A 14647-nucleotide genomic window follows, 5' to 3' on the forward strand; every position below is an offset into this window, starting at 1 on the left:
TGTGCGCTATAACGTACAAGTGGTATGCTACGTATCACCAGGAGGGAACATGGACATCACACTACATCTTGCAACAACGCTGAAAACGCTGCGTCAGGCGCGCGGTTGGAGTTTGTCGAAGCTGGCGGACGAAACCGGCGTGTCAAAAGCCATGCTCGGGCAAATTGAGCGCAATGAATCCAGCCCAACGGTGTCGACGCTGTGGAAAATCGCTACAGGGCTGAACGTCCCGTTTTCCACGTTCATCACGCCGGAGGCGGACCGCCAGGCGGTGTTTGACCCGCAGCAGCAGGCGATGGTGGTTAAACCGCTTTTCCCGTGGGATGAGACGCTCCGGTTCGATCATTTCTCCATCACGCTGGCACCCGGTGCCCTGAGCGAGTCCACGCCGCACGAGGCGGGAGTGATCGAACACGTGGTGGTCATCAGCGGCGAACTGGAGATGAAAATTGACGGCGAATGGCAGTCAATTTCCGCCGATTCGGGCATCCGTTTTGCCGGCGATAAACCGCACGCCTACCGCAACAGCAGCGACCGGACGGTGCATTTTCACTCCCTGATTCATTATCCCCGCTGAGGCTACGCAAAACTGTTTCGCTGACGCATACTTCTGACTACAATAGCCGCCATTTTGACCATAACGGATAACGACGAAGTATGCGCCTGCAATCCCATCATCTTGAACTTTTAAGCCCGGCCCGCGACGCCGCCATTGCCCGTGAAGCGATCCTTCATGGGGCAGACGCCGTCTACATTGGCGGCCCTGGCTTCGGTGCCCGCCATAACGCCAGCAACAGCCTGAGCGATATTGCTGAACTGGTGCCGTTCGCCCACCGTTTCGGGGCGAAAGTGTTCGTGACCCTGAACACCATTCTTCATGATGATGAGCTGGAGCCTGCGCAACGTCTGATTACCGATCTCTACCAGACCGGCGTCGATGCCCTGATTGTTCAGGACATGGGCGTGCTCGAGCTGGATATTCCCCCCATTGAACTGCACGCCAGCACCCAGTGCGATATCCGCACGGTAGAGAAAGCTAAGTTTCTCTCCGACGTTGGCTTTTCGCAGATCGTTCTGGCGCGCGAGCTTAACCTGAATCAGATCCGCGATATTCATCAGGCGACCGACGCGACGATTGAGTTCTTTATCCACGGCGCGCTGTGCGTCGCCTATTCCGGCCAGTGCAACATTTCCCACGCCCAGACGGGCCGCAGCGCCAACCGCGGCGACTGTTCTCAGGCCTGCCGCCTGCCGTATACCCTGAAAGACGATCAGGGACGCGTCGTGGCGTTTGAAAAACACCTGCTCTCCATGAAGGATAACGATCAGACCGCTAACCTGGGCGCGCTGATCGACGCAGGCGTGCGTTCCTTCAAGATTGAAGGGCGCTACAAAGACATGAGCTACGTGAAGAACATCACCGCGCACTATCGCCAGATGCTGGACGCCATTATTGAAGACCGCGGCGACCTGGCGCGCGCGTCGGCCGGTCGTACCGAGCATTTCTTTATTCCGTCAACGGACAAAACGTTCCACCGCGGCAGCACGGACTATTTTGTGAATGCCCGTAAAGGGGATATCGGCGCGTTTGATTCACCGAAGTTTATCGGTTTACCGGTCGGCGAAGTGCTGAAGGTGGCGAAAGATCACCTTGACGTTGAAGTGACGGAGCCGCTGGCGAACGGCGACGGCCTTAACGTGATGATCAAGCGTGAGGTGGTGGGCTTCCGCGCCAATACGGTGGAAAAAACCGGTGAGAACCGCTACCGCGTGTGGCCGAACGAAATGCCGGCCGATCTCTACAAAGCGCGGCCGAACGCGGCGCTTAACCGTAACCTCGATCATAACTGGCAGCAGGCGCTGCTGAAAACCTCCAGCGAACGCCGCATCGCGGTGGACATTGAGCTGGGCGGCTGGGAAGAGCAGCTTATTCTGACCATGACCTGTGAGGACGGGATCAGCGTGACGCATACGCTTGACGGTCTGTTCGAGGTGGCAAACAACGCGGAAAAAGCGCTTAACAGCCTGAAGGACGGCGTGGCGAAGCTGGGTCAGACGATTTACTATGCGCGCGCTATCGACGTGAATCTGCCGGACGCGCTGTTCGTGCCGAACAGCCTGCTTAACCAGTTCCGTCGCGAAACGGCAGAGATGCTCGATGCCGCGCGCCTGGCGCAGTATCCGCGCGGCAGCCGTAAAGCCGAAGCCGTTCCGGCGCCCGTTTACCCGGATACGCATTTGTCCTTCCTCGCCAACGTCTACAACCATAAGGCCCGTGCGTTCTATCATCGTCACGGCGTGCAGCTGATCGACGCGGCCTATGAAGCGCACGAAGAGAAGGGCGACGTGCCGGTGATGATCACCAAGCACTGCCTCCGCTTTGCGTTTAACCTGTGTCCGAAGCAGGCGAAAGGGAATATCAAAAGCTGGAAGGCCACCCCGATGCAGCTGGTGAATGGGGACGAAGTTCTGACCCTTAAATTTGACTGCCGTCCTTGCGAAATGCACGTGATTGGCAAGATGAAAAACCACATCTTCAAAATGCCGCAGCCCGGCAGCATTGTGGCGTCCGTTAGCCCCGACGATCTGATGAAAACCCTGCCAAAGCGCAAGGGCAGCTAATTACCGAACGTGCGTGTCCGGTTTGCGCGATTTCTGCCACAGGTGGTGGTCGCGCAAACCCTCCGCCGACTCTTCTGCCTCGCTTCGCAACTCATCGCTGTCGGCTTCATGACGAAGCTGATGCTCCACATTCTTTACCCATATATATTCATGCCCTTTGTGTCCGGCCATAATCTGGCCTGAGAACAGCGCGCAGATAAGCATGACGAAACATAACCCTTTTTTTATCATGGTTTCACCGCTGAATGAGAACGCGGAGCTATCATGCCAATAATTCCATCGTGTTATTATTCGGTAATTCAAATTAACGCAAAGTGATTGTCAGGTTTTGTCGAATTTACGTCGGAGTGAGATTTTTCTTAAAATTAATTTACTGATGATTAACCGCCATTTCTGGTACAAAATTGGACATTAGATTTAGAGAATAATCCTATATAATAGGAATCCTCTGGCTAAGGAATGGGTCTGTTAAATGAAAAAAATAATGATGCTTGCGCTTCTCGTGGTCGCTGTTGGGGCAACCGCCGGGTTTCGCTATATCAACGATGATGAACCGGAATATATTCACTCTGCAGAAGCTCGCGTAGGGTCTTATTTAACCAGCGATTACGGTCACGTCGACTGTAATAGCACCAAAATTAATGACGAACGCTGGGAATTAGGCTGTACCCACAAAGCGCGCGGAAAAACATTCCAGTTTGCCGTATATCCGTCTGAAAAAGCACCGTATGGCGTTTCGCGCTCGTTTTATCTTGAGGCCATCAATGATGATGCCAGAGAGAGTGCGGAGCAGGGCCTGATGCGTTATTTGCAAATCAATACCCAGGCAGGTTAATAGCGCTGTTTAGGGTTCGTTAAGATGAATAGTGGTAGGTTGTAAGGGATCCGCTGCCCGGCCATGGAGTGTCGGGACGTAGAGACCAAAATACAAATCTATCCATGCAAGCATTTACCGCCAGTTAATGGCGGTTTTTTTTTGCCCGCAGCGGCGCTGGCGTGGCTTTATGGCGTTACACGATAGTGCGACTGCACCAGGCCCGAAGGGAAGCTGCGGCTCGATACCAACTTTAAATCGATATCCCGGGGAAGGGCGCCGAACAGCGATTTTCCCGACCCGAGCAGAACCGGAACGGTGGTGATAACCATATCGGCAACCAGCCCTTCGCGCAGGAACGACTGTATCACCCGGCCGCCATCGAGATAGACGCGATGGACGTTTTGCGCGGCCAGATCGTCGAGAGCCTCCTTTGGCGTGAGTTTGGAAAACTGCACTTTGCCCTTTAGCGCCGCCGGCACGGGCGTGTCGGCCAGCTGTCGGGAGAGCACCAGCACGGGGCGGTCATAAGGCCATGCGTCAAAGGTCAACACCTTCTCGTAGCTCCCCCGACCCATAACGATCCACTCTTTGTCGGCGATGAACGCCGCATAGCCATGATCTTCTGTCGGGTCATCGCGCTGCAGCAGCCAGTCGATGTCGTCATTCTCCCGGGCGATGTAGCCATCAAGGCTGACCGCGATAAAAACGTGTGTGGTGACCATCGGGTGCTTCGTATTCCTGCGTCATCAACGTATCGATATCCAGACCGCCCCCTCAGCGGGCAGCGTCGGGACGTGAAAATTGTTTGCGATACTGGGCCGGGGAAAGCGCGAACTGCTGGCGGAAATGATGGCGCAGCGTCGATGCTTGCCCAAACCCGGTCTGCTCAGCGATGCTGTCGATGCTTAAGCGGCTGCTTTCCAGGTAATCTTTGGCCCGCAGCAGGCGTTCATTGAGTAACCAGCGCGCGGGCGTTGTTCCCGTTGCCGCCTCGAAGCGACGAAGAAAGGTGCGCTGGCTCATGCCTACCCGACGCGCCAGCGAGTCGACGCTGTGCGGCTCAACAAGATGCGTATGCAAAAAATCAAACAGCTGGCCCAGACGCTGGCTTTCCCGCAGCTGCGCCACCGGGCGGCTCAGCTGCTGCGGCTGCGAGCCATCCCTGTGCGGGGGAATGACCAGCCGACGCGCCACGCTGTTGGCGGTTTCCATTCCATAGTCCCGGCGCACGACGTGCAGACAGAGATCGATCCCCGCCGCGCTGCCTGCGGAGGTCAGTATATTCCCTTCGTCCTGGTAGAGCACATCCTCGACCACGTTGATGTCCGGGTAGCGGGCCTTAAGCGCGTCAAGGTAGCGCCAGTGCGTCGTGGCTTTGCGCCCGTTCAGCAGCCCCGCGGCGGCCAGAACAAACACGCCCGAACAGATGGACAGCAGCTGACAGCCCCGCGCGCTGGCCTGACGTAAGGCGCTGCAGAGCGCGCCCGGAACCGGTGCATCCAGACCCCGCCAGCCCGGTACGACGATCAGGTCGGCAGACTCAAGCAGGGAAATATCTCCGTCGGTAATGATGCGGATCCCGCCCGTCGCCCGAAGTTCACCGCTATCTACGCCTGCCACCGCAAAACGATACCACTCGTCTCCCAGCTCGGGACGCGGCAGGCCGAAGATCTCCACCGCCACGCCAAACTCAAAGGTACACAGGCCGTCATACGCCAGCACGACCACCTTCGGGCGGGGAGTTTGTCTTAAGTTTGTCATCTTTTTGCTGTTTTCTGGCATACGCGAGCGCATTCACGAGCTGAATTTGTGGATAGAGTAGTGTTATCACAAACGCCAAAGATGAGGAAGAAACATGAGCTATGTTACTGAATTTCCGGCTGCCGAGCCGCAGGAGGCCGTCACCCATTTTCTGCGTCGCCTGAGCGTCGAGACCGACTGTGCGGACGTGCATCACGCTATCGCCAACCACGAGCAGGACTTCGTGCTGCTGCACGTGGTGGGGAGCCCGGAGCAGTTTGCCCGCCGTCACGTGCCTGGCGCACTGCATATGCCGTGGAGCCAGATTAGCGCGGCGCGCATGGCACAATGGCCTGAAGGCACGCTGTTCGTCGTCTACTGCGCGGGGCCACACTGTAACGGCGCGGACAGGGCCGCGCTGAAGCTGGCGCGTCTGGGGCTGCCGGTCAAAATCATGCTCGGGGGCATCACCGGCTGGGAAGATGAAAAGTTCACCTTTGCCAGCAGCGAAACCGCCGCCGCCCTGTGAACATGAATTTTTTTCAACACCCGTGAAATTTTCTCGTTTGCCGGAAAAGGACAGGTATGACATCTTTTTTGGACATTTAGACATCCAGAAGTCTAAAACTTCAAATAATGAATTATCACTGCCGGCAATTATCGCCGGCAGGCTGAGGAGATTTCCATGCAACGACACCACGCCCCGTTCCGCGCCGATGTAGTCGGCAGTTTTTTACGCCCGGATGCGATCAAACAGGCTCGCCAGAAGTTTGCCAGCGGCGAAATTGACGCCGGACAGCTTCGTGCGGTTGAGGATGACGCTATCCGCCACGTCGTTGAGCAGCAGTGCGCGTGCGGGCTGAACGTGGTTACCGACGGCGAGTTCCGCCGCGCCTGGTGGCACTTCGACTTCTTCGACGGCCTGCAGGGCGTTGAGCGTTACGATTCACAGCAGGGCATTCAGTTTAACGGGGTGCAAACCAAAGCCCACGGCGTGCGCGTGACCGGCAAGCTGGGCTTTGGCGAGCATCCGATGCTGGAAGACTTTCGCTATCTGAAAAGCATCAGCGGTAATGCTCAGCCGAAAATGACCATCCCAAGCCCGAGCGTGCTGCATTTCCGCGGCGGTCGCAAAGACATCGATGCGACCGTGTATCCGGACCTGGACGTCTATTTCGACGATCTGGCGACCACCTGGCGCGACGCCATCCGCGCCTTCTACGACGCGGGTTGCCGCTACCTGCAGCTGGATGACACCGTCTGGGCCTACCTCTGTTCGGACGATCAGCGCCGCCAGATCCGCGAGCGCGGTGATGATGCCGACGAGCTGGCGCGCATCTATGCCCGCGTGCTGAACAAGGCCCTGGAGGGCAAGCCGGACGATCTGACTATCGGCCTGCACGTCTGCCGCGGTAACTTCCGCTCAACCTGGATCTCCGAGGGCGGCTATGAGCCGGTGGCGGAAGTGCTGTTTGGCACGGTCAACGTTGACGCGTTCTTCCTGGAATATGATAACGACCGCAGCGGGGATTTCGCGCCGCTACGCTTTGTTCGCCCGGGCAAGCAGCAGGTGGTGCTGGGTCTTATCACCACTAAAAACGGCGAGCTGGAGAACCCGGAAGGGATTAAAGCCCGTCTGGAAGAGGCGGCGAAGTACGTGGCGAAAGATCAAATTTGCCTCAGCCCGCAGTGCGGCTTTGCCTCTACCGAAGAGGGCAACAGCCTGAGCGAAACCCAGCAGTGGGACAAAGTCCGTCTGGTGACGCAGATCGCCAGCGAAGTCTGGTAATCACGCTTTCCCGGCGCTGCATTATAAAAGTGCAGCGCTGTGCCATTCTGAGTCGTTCTCTTTACATCCCATGTTTCACGTCCTGAAATAGCGCCTTCTCCATTCTGGCATCCTTTTTGCTCCTGCTTCGCTGAGACATTTTTCCGCGTCCACGCCGTAACGGACGTCTTCGCACAGCGTTCTTTTTCAGGAGTGAAAATATGCACCGTCGTACTTTATTAAAAGCCTTCGCGTTGTCTGCCTCTGTCGTTGCTATGGGAATGAGTTTCGGCGTGCAGGCGGCCGATACCATCAAGGTGGGGATCATGCACTCTCTTTCCGGCACCATGGCGATCTCCGAAACCCCGCTGAAAGACGTTGCCCTGATGACGATTGACGAGATCAACGCCAAAGGCGGCGTGCTGGGCAAGAAGCTGGAGCCGGTGGTAGTTGACCCGGCCTCGAACTGGCCGCTGTTTGCCGAGAAGGCGCGCCAGCTGTTAAGCCAGGACAAAGTGGCGGTGGTGTTCGGCTGCTGGACGTCGGTGTCACGAAAATCCGTCCTGCCTGTGTTCGAAGAGCTGAACGGCCTGCTATTCTACCCGGTGCAATATGAAGGCGAGGAAATGTCGCCGAATGTCTTCTATACCGGCGCGGCGCCGAACCAGCAGGCCATCCCGGCGGTGGAATACCTGATGAGCGAAGACGGCGGCGCGGCGAAGCGTTTCTTCCTGCTGGGCACGGACTACGTCTACCCGCGCACCACCAACAAGATCCTGCGCGCCTTCCTGCACTCAAAAGGCGTTGAGGATAAGGACATCGAAGAGGTTTACACCCCGTTTGGCCATAGCGACTACCAGACCATCGTCGCCAACATCAAGAAATTCTCCGCCGGTGGTAAAACCGCCGTGGTCTCGACCATCAACGGCGATTCCAACGTTCCGTTCTATAAAGAGCTGGCTAACCAGGGGCTGAAGGCGACGGACGTGCCGGTCGTTGCGTTCTCCGTGGGTGAAGAAGAGCTGCGCGGGATCGACACCAAACCGCTGGTCGGCAACCTGGCCGCGTGGAACTACTTTGAGTCCGTCGATAACCCGACCAACCGGGCCTTCGTGGCGGACTATAAAGCCTATGCCAAAGCGCATAAGCTGCCGAACGCCGATACCGTGGTGACCAACGACCCGATGGAGGCCACCTACGTGGGTATCCATATGTGGGCGCAGGCGGTGGAAAAAGCGGGCAGCACCGACGTGGATAAAGTGCGCGCGGCGATGGCCGGCCAGTCCTTTAAGGCGCCGTCTGGCTTTACGCTCACCATGGATGCCACCAACCACCACCTGCACAAGCCGGTCATGATTGGCGAAATCGAAGGCAACGGCCAGTTTAACGTGGTGTGGCAGACGGAACAGCCGGTACGCGCCCAGCCATGGAGCCCGTTCATTGCCGGGAATGATAAAAAACCCGACCAGCCGATGAAAACCGCCAGCAACTAAGCCATCACCGCAGGGAGAAAGCCATGAACCTCATACGCACGCTTGTCGCGCTTGTATGGCTTACCGGACTGCTGCCAGGGATGGCGCAGGCATCGGACGCCGATCGTTTTGTTGCCGCCAGCCGCAGCCAGCAGGCGGAACTGCTGACGCAGTGGGCCGCGTCGCCGGATGCGGCAAGGTTGCCGCTGCTCCAGGCGCTGCAAAAGGAGAACCTCTACGTCGACGCGCAGAAGCACGCCTTTGCACAGCGTAATGGCGACGTCATTCCGCTCGGTGAAAGCCAGGCGGCTGCGGGGCCAACCAAAGCCGTTCGCCTGACTAACCGCCTGCGGGTGCTTGCTGCAACGGCCATCGCCACCCATCAGCTCGTCAGTGACAGCGTAATCGAAAGGCGCGCGGCGGCGCGCCAGCTCCAGCGGGATGCCCAGCCCGCGATGCTGGCATTTCTTGAAACGCGGCTAAAGGATGAAACGGACGCGGTGGCGCGTCAGGCGCTGCTGCTGGCGGTGGCGAATCTCCAGCTTGCCAGCCCGCAGGCAGAGGTGCGCCGCAGGGCGGTCGAACGGCTCGGGCAGTCCGACGATCCGGACGTGGAGTCCAGGCTTACCCCGTTTACTCAGGCACAAACCGAGCCTGACGCCGGGGTTCGCGCAGCCGCGCAGGAGAGCCTTAGCCAAATCCAGCATCGGCTGATGTGGGGTGACCTGCTGGGCCAGGCGTTTATGGGGCTGTCGCTGGGGTCGGTGCTGCTGCTGGCGGCGCTGGGTCTTGCTATTACCTACGGCCTGCTGGGCGTCATCAATATGGCGCACGGCGAGATGCTGATGCTGGGCGCGTATGCCACGTGGATGGTGCAGCAGGCGATGGCCGGGCTTGCTCCCCAGTGGCTGGCGCTCTATCCCGTTATCGCGCTGCCGGTCGCATTCTGCCTGACGGCGGGCATCGGGATGGTACTCGAGCGAACCGTGATTCGCCATTTGTATGGCCGTCCGCTGGAAACGCTGCTGGCAACGTGGGGGATTAGCCTGATGCTTATCCAGCTGGTGCGCATGACCTTTGGTGCCCAGAACCTGGAGGTGGCGAACCCGGCCTGGCTTTCCGGCGGGGTGCAGGTTTTTGCCAACCTGACCCTGCCGTGGAACCGTATCGTGGTGCTGGGCTTCGTGCTGCTGGTGCTGTTCTTCACCTGGCTCATTCTGAATAAAACCCGTCTCGGCCTGAACGTGCGCGCGGTAACGCAAAACCGCAGCATGGCCGCCTGCTGCGGGGTACCGACGGGCCGGGTCGATATGCTGGCCTTCGGGCTTGGCTCCGGCATTGCGGGCCTGGGCGGCGTGGCGCTTTCCCAGCTCGGTAACGTCGGGCCGGAGCTGGGCCAGGGTTACATTATCGACTCGTTCCTTGTAGTCGTTCTTGGCGGGGTTGGCCAGCTCGCAGGCAGCGTCGCCGCGGCGTTTGGCCTGGGGATCTTTAACAAAATTCTTGAACCGCAGATGGGGGCCGTGCTGGGTAAGATCCTGATTCTGGTGGCGATCGTGCTGTTTATTCAGAAACGCCCTCAGGGACTGTTTGCGCTGAAAGGGAGGGTAATTGACTGATGAGCCAGCCGCTGACCTTAACGCTGGCGCGTAAAGCGCCGCGCACAACGCAGATTGCCGGCAGCCTGCTGGTGGTGTGCCTGCTGATACTGCCGTTTTTTGCCTTACTGCCCGCGACGCATCCGCTGGCGCTATCGACCTGGATGCTGACCCTTCTCGGTAAGATCCTCTGCTACGCCATCGTGGCGGTGGCGCTGGATCTGGTGTGGGGCTATGCCGGCATGCTCTCTCTGGGGCATGGCATTTTCTTTGCCCTGGGCGGCTACGCGATGGGCATGTACCTGATGCGCCAGGCGTCCGGCGACGGTCTGCCCGCCTTTATGTCGTTTCTCTCCTGGAGCGAACTGCCGTGGTTCTGGTGGGGCACCCAGCATTTTGCCTGGGCGCTGGTGCTGATTGTGCTGGTCCCCGGACTGCTGGCGCTGGTGTTTGGCTGGTTTGCCTTCCGCTCGAAGATCAAAGGGGTCTATTTCTCTATTATGACCCAGGCGCTGACCTATGCCGGGATGCTGCTGTTCTTTCGCAACGAAACCGGCTTTGGCGGCAATAACGGCTTTACCGGCTTCACCACGCTGCTCGGATTTTCGGTGACGGAAACCACCACGCGCGTCGCGCTGTTTCTGGCAACCGTGCTGCTGCTGCTCCTGGCGCTGGGCGCCGGGTTTGCTCTGGCGAAGAGCAAGTTTGGCCGCATCCTGACCGCCGTTCGCGACGCCGAAAACCGCCTGACCTTTTGCGGGTACGATCCGCGCGGGTTCAAGCTGCTGGTGTGGACGCTCTCTGCGGTACTGTGCGGCCTGGCCGGGGCGCTGTATGTTCCGCAGGTGGGCATTATCAACCCCGGCGAAATGTCGCCGACGAACTCGATCGAAGCCGCCATCTGGGTGGCGCTGGGCGGGCGCGGCACGCTGGTGGGACCGGTCATTGGCGCGGCGCTGGTCAACGGGGCGAAGAGCTTCTTCACCGTCGCGATGCCGGAGTACTGGCAGCTGTTTCTGGGATTGATTTTTATCGCCGTCACGCTGTTTTTACCGCGCGGCGTCTACGGCCTGTTTCGTAAGGGAGAGAAATAATGCAGCCAGCCGAAGGGTTATTCACCCGCCAGCTGCCCGGCGACCGCTACCGCGAGCAGACCGATCCGGTGCTTCAGCTTGAATCCATTAACGTGAATTTTGATGGGTTTCAGGCCCTGACCGATCTCACGATGAATATCGGCGTGGGCGAGCTGCGCTGCGTGATTGGGCCCAACGGGGCAGGTAAAACCACGCTGATGGACGTGATCACCGGCAAGACGCGGCCAAAAAGCGGGCGGGCCATTTACGATCAGTCCGTCGATCTGACCGGGCTGGAGCCTGCGGCCATCGCCCGCCAGGGCATCGGGCGTAAATTCCAGAAACCCACGGTTTTTGAAGCGCTGACGGTGTGGGAAAACCTGGAAATCGCGATGAAAACCGATAAATCCGTCTGGGCGAGCCTGCGGGCAACGCTCAGCGGTGAACAGCGCGACCGTATCGATGAAATGCTGGTTTTGCTTCGCCTAAGCAACGAGCGGGACCGCCGCGCCGGGCTGCTATCGCACGGGCAAAAGCAGTTCCTGGAGATTGGTATGCTGCTGGTGCAGGACCCGCACCTGCTGCTGCTGGATGAACCCGCCGCCGGGATGACCGACGCGGAAACGGAATATACCGCAGAGCTGTTCAAAACGCTGGCGGGGAAACATTCCCTGATGGTGGTGGAGCACGACATGGGTTTTGTGGAAACCATCGCCGATCGCGTGACGGTGCTGCATCAGGGGCGCGTGCTGGCGGAGGGATCGCTTCGCGAGGTGCAGGCCAACGAGCAGGTGATTGAGGTCTATCTGGGACGTTAAGGAGAGGTGATGCTACAGGTCAACGAACTGAATCAGTATTACGGCGGAAGCCATATCCTGCGCGGCGTGAGCTTTGAGGCCGTCACCGGCGAAGTCACCTGCCTGCTGGGGCGCAACGGCGTAGGGAAAACCACGCTGCTGAAGTGTCTGATGGGGCTGATCCCGGCGAAAACCGGGGAGGTCATCTGGCAGGGCAAAAAGATCACCCACAGCAAGCCGCACCAGCGGGTGCACTCTGGCGTCGCGTACGTCCCGCAGGGACGGGAGATTTTTCCGCGCCTGACCGTGGAGGAGAACCTCCTGCTGGGGCTGTCGCGCTTTTCCCCCCGTGACGCGAAGCAGGTGCCGGACGAGATCTGGCAGCTGTTCCCGGTGCTCAAAGAGATGAAGCACCGCCGCGGGGGCGATCTCTCCGGTGGGCAGCAGCAGCAGCTGGCGATTGGCCGCGCGCTGGCGAGCCGCCCGCAGCTGCTGATCCTCGATGAGCCCACGGAAGGCATACAGCCTTCGGTGATTAAGGAGATAGGCCAGGTGATCCGCACCCTGGCGAACCGGGGGGATATGGCGATCCTGCTGGTCGAGCAGTTTTACGACTTTGCCGCGGAGCTGGCCGACAGCTACCTGCTGATGTCGCGCGGCACCATTATTCAGCGCGGGCGAGGAGAAAACATGGAGCAGGAGGGCGTTCGCGGGCTGGTTGCGATCTGAAATGTTATAATATAACATTATGGTTCTTATAAAACGGAACGAGGGTGTTATTTTGGCTGCACATATTGGGAAATTTGCCATGACTCTGGGGGCGATGCTGGTCAGCGGCCAGCTGTTTGCCCATTCACACGGGCACGCGATGAGCGAAGCGGAACAAAAGGCGGCGAATGGCGTCTTTGAGGACAAAGACGTTAAGGACAGACCGCTGTCGGACTGGGACGGTACCTGGCAGTCCGTCTATCCCTTCCTGCAGGACGGCTCGCTGGATCCGGTCTTTAAACAAAAGGCCCGGAAGGATAAAAGCAAATCCTTCGACCAGGTAAAAGCCTATTATCGCACGGGTTACGCGACGGACGTGGATGCCATCGGCATCGAAAATAACGTGATAGAATTTCATAAGGGCAAAACGGTCAGCAGCTGTCGCTATGATTACAGCGGCTACAAAATCCTGACCTACGCATCGGGGAAAAAGGGCGTTCGCTATCTGTTTGAGTGTAAGGATGCCGGCAGCAAGGCACCGAAGTTTGTTCAGTTCAGCGACCACACCATCGCGCCGAAGGCCTCTTCGCATTTCCACATCTTTATGGGCAACACCTCCCACGAGGCGCTGCTGAAGGAGATGGATAACTGGCCAACCTATTATCCGAACGAGATGTATAAACAGCAGGTTGTGGAGGAGATGCTGCACCACTAGGCTGTTGCTGTTGCCGGGGGGCGGCTCCGCCTTACCCGGCCTACAGGCGCTACGCCACGTTGGGCGTTTCGCACCACGCCTTCACGCTCATCCCGCGTAAAATCATCAGCCATGCGACCACAATGGCGGCCATCATAATCACGAACAGCGACCAGTGCGGCAGGTTGGTCAGGATAATACCGGTGATCATCGGGTTTGCCGCCGCACCGAGCCAGCCCAGCGCCTGGGCGGAGAAGTAGCTGGCTTTCATCCCCGGCGGGGCGATGTTGTCGATCAGCATGTATTCGCCCGGCGCATAGATAATCTCACCCAGCGTAAAGATGGCGGCAGCGATGCCCCAGTAAACCAGGTTTTCACCGGAGAGCATAAAGCCGGCCAGCCCCACGATGAAGAACAGGGTGGCTGCGGTCATCAGCGGGCGAATATTGCGGGCAGAGATCTTGCGACCCAGCGCATACTGCAGCGTCACCACCACGGCGGCGTTGACGGGCAGCACCACGGCGACCACCTTTTCGGCGAAATTACTGTCCGCATGCGCGGCCAGGACATACTGCGAAATGCAGGTGGCGAACGAGCCGCCGACGTATGACGCGAGCAGGCCAGAGAGCGTGTACCAGAACAGCGCGCGGTCCTTCAGCAGTACCGACGGCTGCCACGGCATTTTCTCCTCGGCGGAATCTAACGCCACGCTCTTTTGCACAAAGAAATGGATAAACCCCAGCGGCAGCGCGGCGCAGAAGGCCGCCAGCCAGAACGGGAGCTGAAGGCTGTACATCACCAGCAGGGTGCCAATCGGCGGCCCGATCGTCCAGCCGATATTCAGGAAGCTGTAGTTCAGCGAAAAAACGCGGGCTTTTTCACTGGAGGTCAGCACGTCGGAGAACCAGGCTTTAAGCACCGTCGAAAAAACGGAATAGGCGCAGTTGATTAGCGCAAAGAACAGCACCACCAGCGTGACGTTACCCACCAGCGGGATCGCCACAAATCCGGTGATAAAGGCCACGATGGCGATCAGCATGTAGCGTTTTTTATCGAATTTGTCGGCCAGAATGCCAAACCCCAGGCTGAATACCACGCCAATGGTCAACGCAATCGTCAGGGCATAACCGATATTCTCGACGCTCATGCTGTAGACGCGCGTGAGATAAATGGTCATAAACGGCAGCGTTGCCCCCCGACCGATGGTTAATAACAATGACGATGCCAGCAGCGCCGCGGTTGAGCGCCTGAGAGATGGTTTCATATTCCTGCCCGACAAATGCTTATGCTTTTTTATGTTGTGTTCTAAAAGGAGTATCACGACATAAGGGGCTTGTATAGCGCCCAATTTATCCGTA

General features: G+C 58.5%; 15 protein-coding genes. 11 read left to right on the forward strand and 4 right to left on the reverse strand.

Annotated elements, in window-relative coordinates; genetic code table 11:
• The first annotated feature begins 49 nt into the window (after positions 1 to 49).
• Positions 50 to 577 (forward strand): helix-turn-helix domain-containing protein, encoded by a 528-nt coding sequence (locus tag ACWHWP_RS11640; RefSeq protein WP_447855615.1) that lies wholly within the window; start codon positions 50 to 52, stop codon positions 575 to 577.
• Positions 578 to 657: 80 nt separating this feature from the next.
• Positions 658 to 2622, forward strand: a complete 1965-nt coding sequence (locus tag ACWHWP_RS11645) for a peptidase U32 family protein (RefSeq protein ID WP_059310129.1) — start codon at positions 658 to 660, stop codon at positions 2620 to 2622.
• On the opposite strand, the gene ACWHWP_RS11650 is transcribed toward ACWHWP_RS11645, so the two are convergent.
• Positions 2623 to 2853: a DUF2554 family protein gene (locus tag ACWHWP_RS11650; protein ID WP_447855617.1), complete on the reverse strand. Its 231-nt coding sequence runs from the start codon at positions 2851 to 2853 to the stop codon at positions 2623 to 2625.
• A gap of 241 nt (positions 2854 to 3094) precedes the next feature.
• Between ACWHWP_RS11650 and ACWHWP_RS11655 the strand changes: the two genes are divergently transcribed.
• Positions 3095 to 3457, forward strand: coding sequence for a hypothetical protein (locus ACWHWP_RS11655; protein ID WP_059310127.1), 363 nt, complete (start codon positions 3095 to 3097; stop codon positions 3455 to 3457).
• A 167-nt stretch (positions 3458 to 3624) separates the two neighbouring features.
• On the opposite strand, the gene ACWHWP_RS11660 is transcribed toward ACWHWP_RS11655, so the two are convergent.
• Both ACWHWP_RS11660 and ftrA read right to left on the reverse strand, forming a co-directional pair.
• Positions 3625 to 4161, reverse strand: coding sequence for a dihydrofolate reductase family protein (locus tag ACWHWP_RS11660; RefSeq protein ID WP_447855618.1), 537 nt, complete (start codon positions 4159 to 4161; stop codon positions 3625 to 3627).
• Positions 4162 to 4213: 52 nt separating this feature from the next.
• Positions 4214 to 5221, reverse strand: a complete 1008-nt coding sequence (gene ftrA, locus ACWHWP_RS11665) for a transcriptional regulator FtrA (RefSeq protein WP_447855619.1) — start codon at positions 5219 to 5221, stop codon at positions 4214 to 4216.
• 73 nt (positions 5222 to 5294) lie between these two features.
• Here ftrA and ACWHWP_RS11670 point away from each other — a divergent pair, with 73 nt between their 5' ends.
• The 8 genes from ACWHWP_RS11670 to zinT all read left to right on the forward strand — a co-directional run bounded on the left by ACWHWP_RS11670 (position 5295) and on the right by zinT (position 13310).
• Complete coding sequence (locus ACWHWP_RS11670; protein ID WP_059310124.1) at positions 5295 to 5708, forward strand: rhodanese-like domain-containing protein; 414 nt, start codon at positions 5295 to 5297, stop codon at positions 5706 to 5708.
• A gap of 156 nt (positions 5709 to 5864) precedes the next feature.
• Positions 5865 to 6968: a cobalamin-independent methionine synthase II family protein gene (locus ACWHWP_RS11675; protein WP_063428157.1), complete on the forward strand. Its 1104-nt coding sequence runs from the start codon at positions 5865 to 5867 to the stop codon at positions 6966 to 6968.
• 200 nt (positions 6969 to 7168) lie between these two features.
• The gene (urtA, locus tag ACWHWP_RS11680; protein WP_447855620.1) at positions 7169 to 8440 is read left to right on the forward strand and encodes an urea ABC transporter substrate-binding protein; all 1272 of its coding nucleotides are present in this window, start codon (positions 7169 to 7171) and stop codon (positions 8438 to 8440) included.
• Positions 8441 to 8463: 23 nt separating this feature from the next.
• Complete coding sequence (gene urtB, locus ACWHWP_RS11685) at positions 8464 to 10038, forward strand: urea ABC transporter permease subunit UrtB (protein ID WP_447855621.1); 1575 nt, start codon at positions 8464 to 8466, stop codon at positions 10036 to 10038.
• The gene (gene urtC / locus ACWHWP_RS11690; protein WP_059310120.1) at positions 10038 to 11111 is read left to right on the forward strand and encodes an urea ABC transporter permease subunit UrtC; all 1074 of its coding nucleotides are present in this window, start codon (positions 10038 to 10040) and stop codon (positions 11109 to 11111) included. The genes urtB and urtC overlap by 1 nt, the downstream gene beginning before the upstream one ends.
• The gene (urtD, locus tag ACWHWP_RS11695) at positions 11111 to 11908 is read left to right on the forward strand and encodes an urea ABC transporter ATP-binding protein UrtD (RefSeq protein ID WP_059310119.1); all 798 of its coding nucleotides are present in this window, start codon (positions 11111 to 11113) and stop codon (positions 11906 to 11908) included. The genes urtC and urtD overlap by 1 nt, the downstream gene beginning before the upstream one ends.
• A 9-nt stretch (positions 11909 to 11917) precedes the next feature.
• Positions 11918 to 12616: an urea ABC transporter ATP-binding subunit UrtE gene (urtE, locus tag ACWHWP_RS11700; protein WP_059310118.1), complete on the forward strand. Its 699-nt coding sequence runs from the start codon at positions 11918 to 11920 to the stop codon at positions 12614 to 12616.
• 52 nt (positions 12617 to 12668) lie between these two features.
• Complete coding sequence (gene zinT / locus ACWHWP_RS11705) at positions 12669 to 13310, forward strand: metal-binding protein ZinT (RefSeq protein ID WP_447855622.1); 642 nt, start codon at positions 12669 to 12671, stop codon at positions 13308 to 13310.
• A gap of 49 nt (positions 13311 to 13359) precedes the next feature.
• Here the strand turns inward: zinT and ydeE are convergent, their stop codons facing one another.
• The gene (gene ydeE, locus ACWHWP_RS11710) at positions 13360 to 14553 is read right to left on the reverse strand and encodes an efflux MFS transporter YdeE (RefSeq protein ID WP_447855623.1); all 1194 of its coding nucleotides are present in this window, start codon (positions 14551 to 14553) and stop codon (positions 13360 to 13362) included.
• Positions 14554 to 14647: the final 94 nt, after the last annotated feature.

The sequence above is a fragment of the Enterobacter sp. WI-ESBL-E8 genome (genome assembly GCF_053364895.1).

Coding starts and splice junctions, on each gene's coding strand:
- ACWHWP_RS11675 (WP_063428157.1), top strand. CDS start 5,865: ATGCAACGACACCACGCCCCGTTCCGCGCCGATGTAGTCGGCAGTTTT.
- ACWHWP_RS11655 (WP_059310127.1), top strand. CDS start 3,095: ATGAAAAAAATAATGATGCTTGCGCTTCTCGTGGTCGCTGTTGGGGCA.
- urtB (WP_447855621.1), top strand. CDS start 8,464: ATGAACCTCATACGCACGCTTGTCGCGCTTGTATGGCTTACCGGACTG.
- urtD (WP_059310119.1), top strand. CDS start 11,111: ATGCAGCCAGCCGAAGGGTTATTCACCCGCCAGCTGCCCGGCGACCGC.
- ACWHWP_RS11660 (WP_447855618.1), bottom strand. CDS start 4,161: ATGGTCACCACACACGTTTTTATCGCGGTCAGCCTTGATGGCTACATC.
- ACWHWP_RS11640 (WP_447855615.1), top strand. CDS start 50: ATGGACATCACACTACATCTTGCAACAACGCTGAAAACGCTGCGTCAG.
- urtE (WP_059310118.1), top strand. CDS start 11,918: ATGCTACAGGTCAACGAACTGAATCAGTATTACGGCGGAAGCCATATC.
- ACWHWP_RS11650 (WP_447855617.1), bottom strand. CDS start 2,853: ATGATAAAAAAAGGGTTATGTTTCGTCATGCTTATCTGCGCGCTGTTC.
- ftrA (WP_447855619.1), bottom strand. CDS start 5,221: ATGCCAGAAAACAGCAAAAAGATGACAAACTTAAGACAAACTCCCCGC.
- ydeE (WP_447855623.1), bottom strand. CDS start 14,553: ATGAAACCATCTCTCAGGCGCTCAACCGCGGCGCTGCTGGCATCGTCA.
- urtA (WP_447855620.1), top strand. CDS start 7,169: ATGCACCGTCGTACTTTATTAAAAGCCTTCGCGTTGTCTGCCTCTGTC.
- ACWHWP_RS11645 (WP_059310129.1), top strand. CDS start 658: ATGCGCCTGCAATCCCATCATCTTGAACTTTTAAGCCCGGCCCGCGAC.
- urtC (WP_059310120.1), top strand. CDS start 10,038: ATGAGCCAGCCGCTGACCTTAACGCTGGCGCGTAAAGCGCCGCGCACA.
- ACWHWP_RS11670 (WP_059310124.1), top strand. CDS start 5,295: ATGAGCTATGTTACTGAATTTCCGGCTGCCGAGCCGCAGGAGGCCGTC.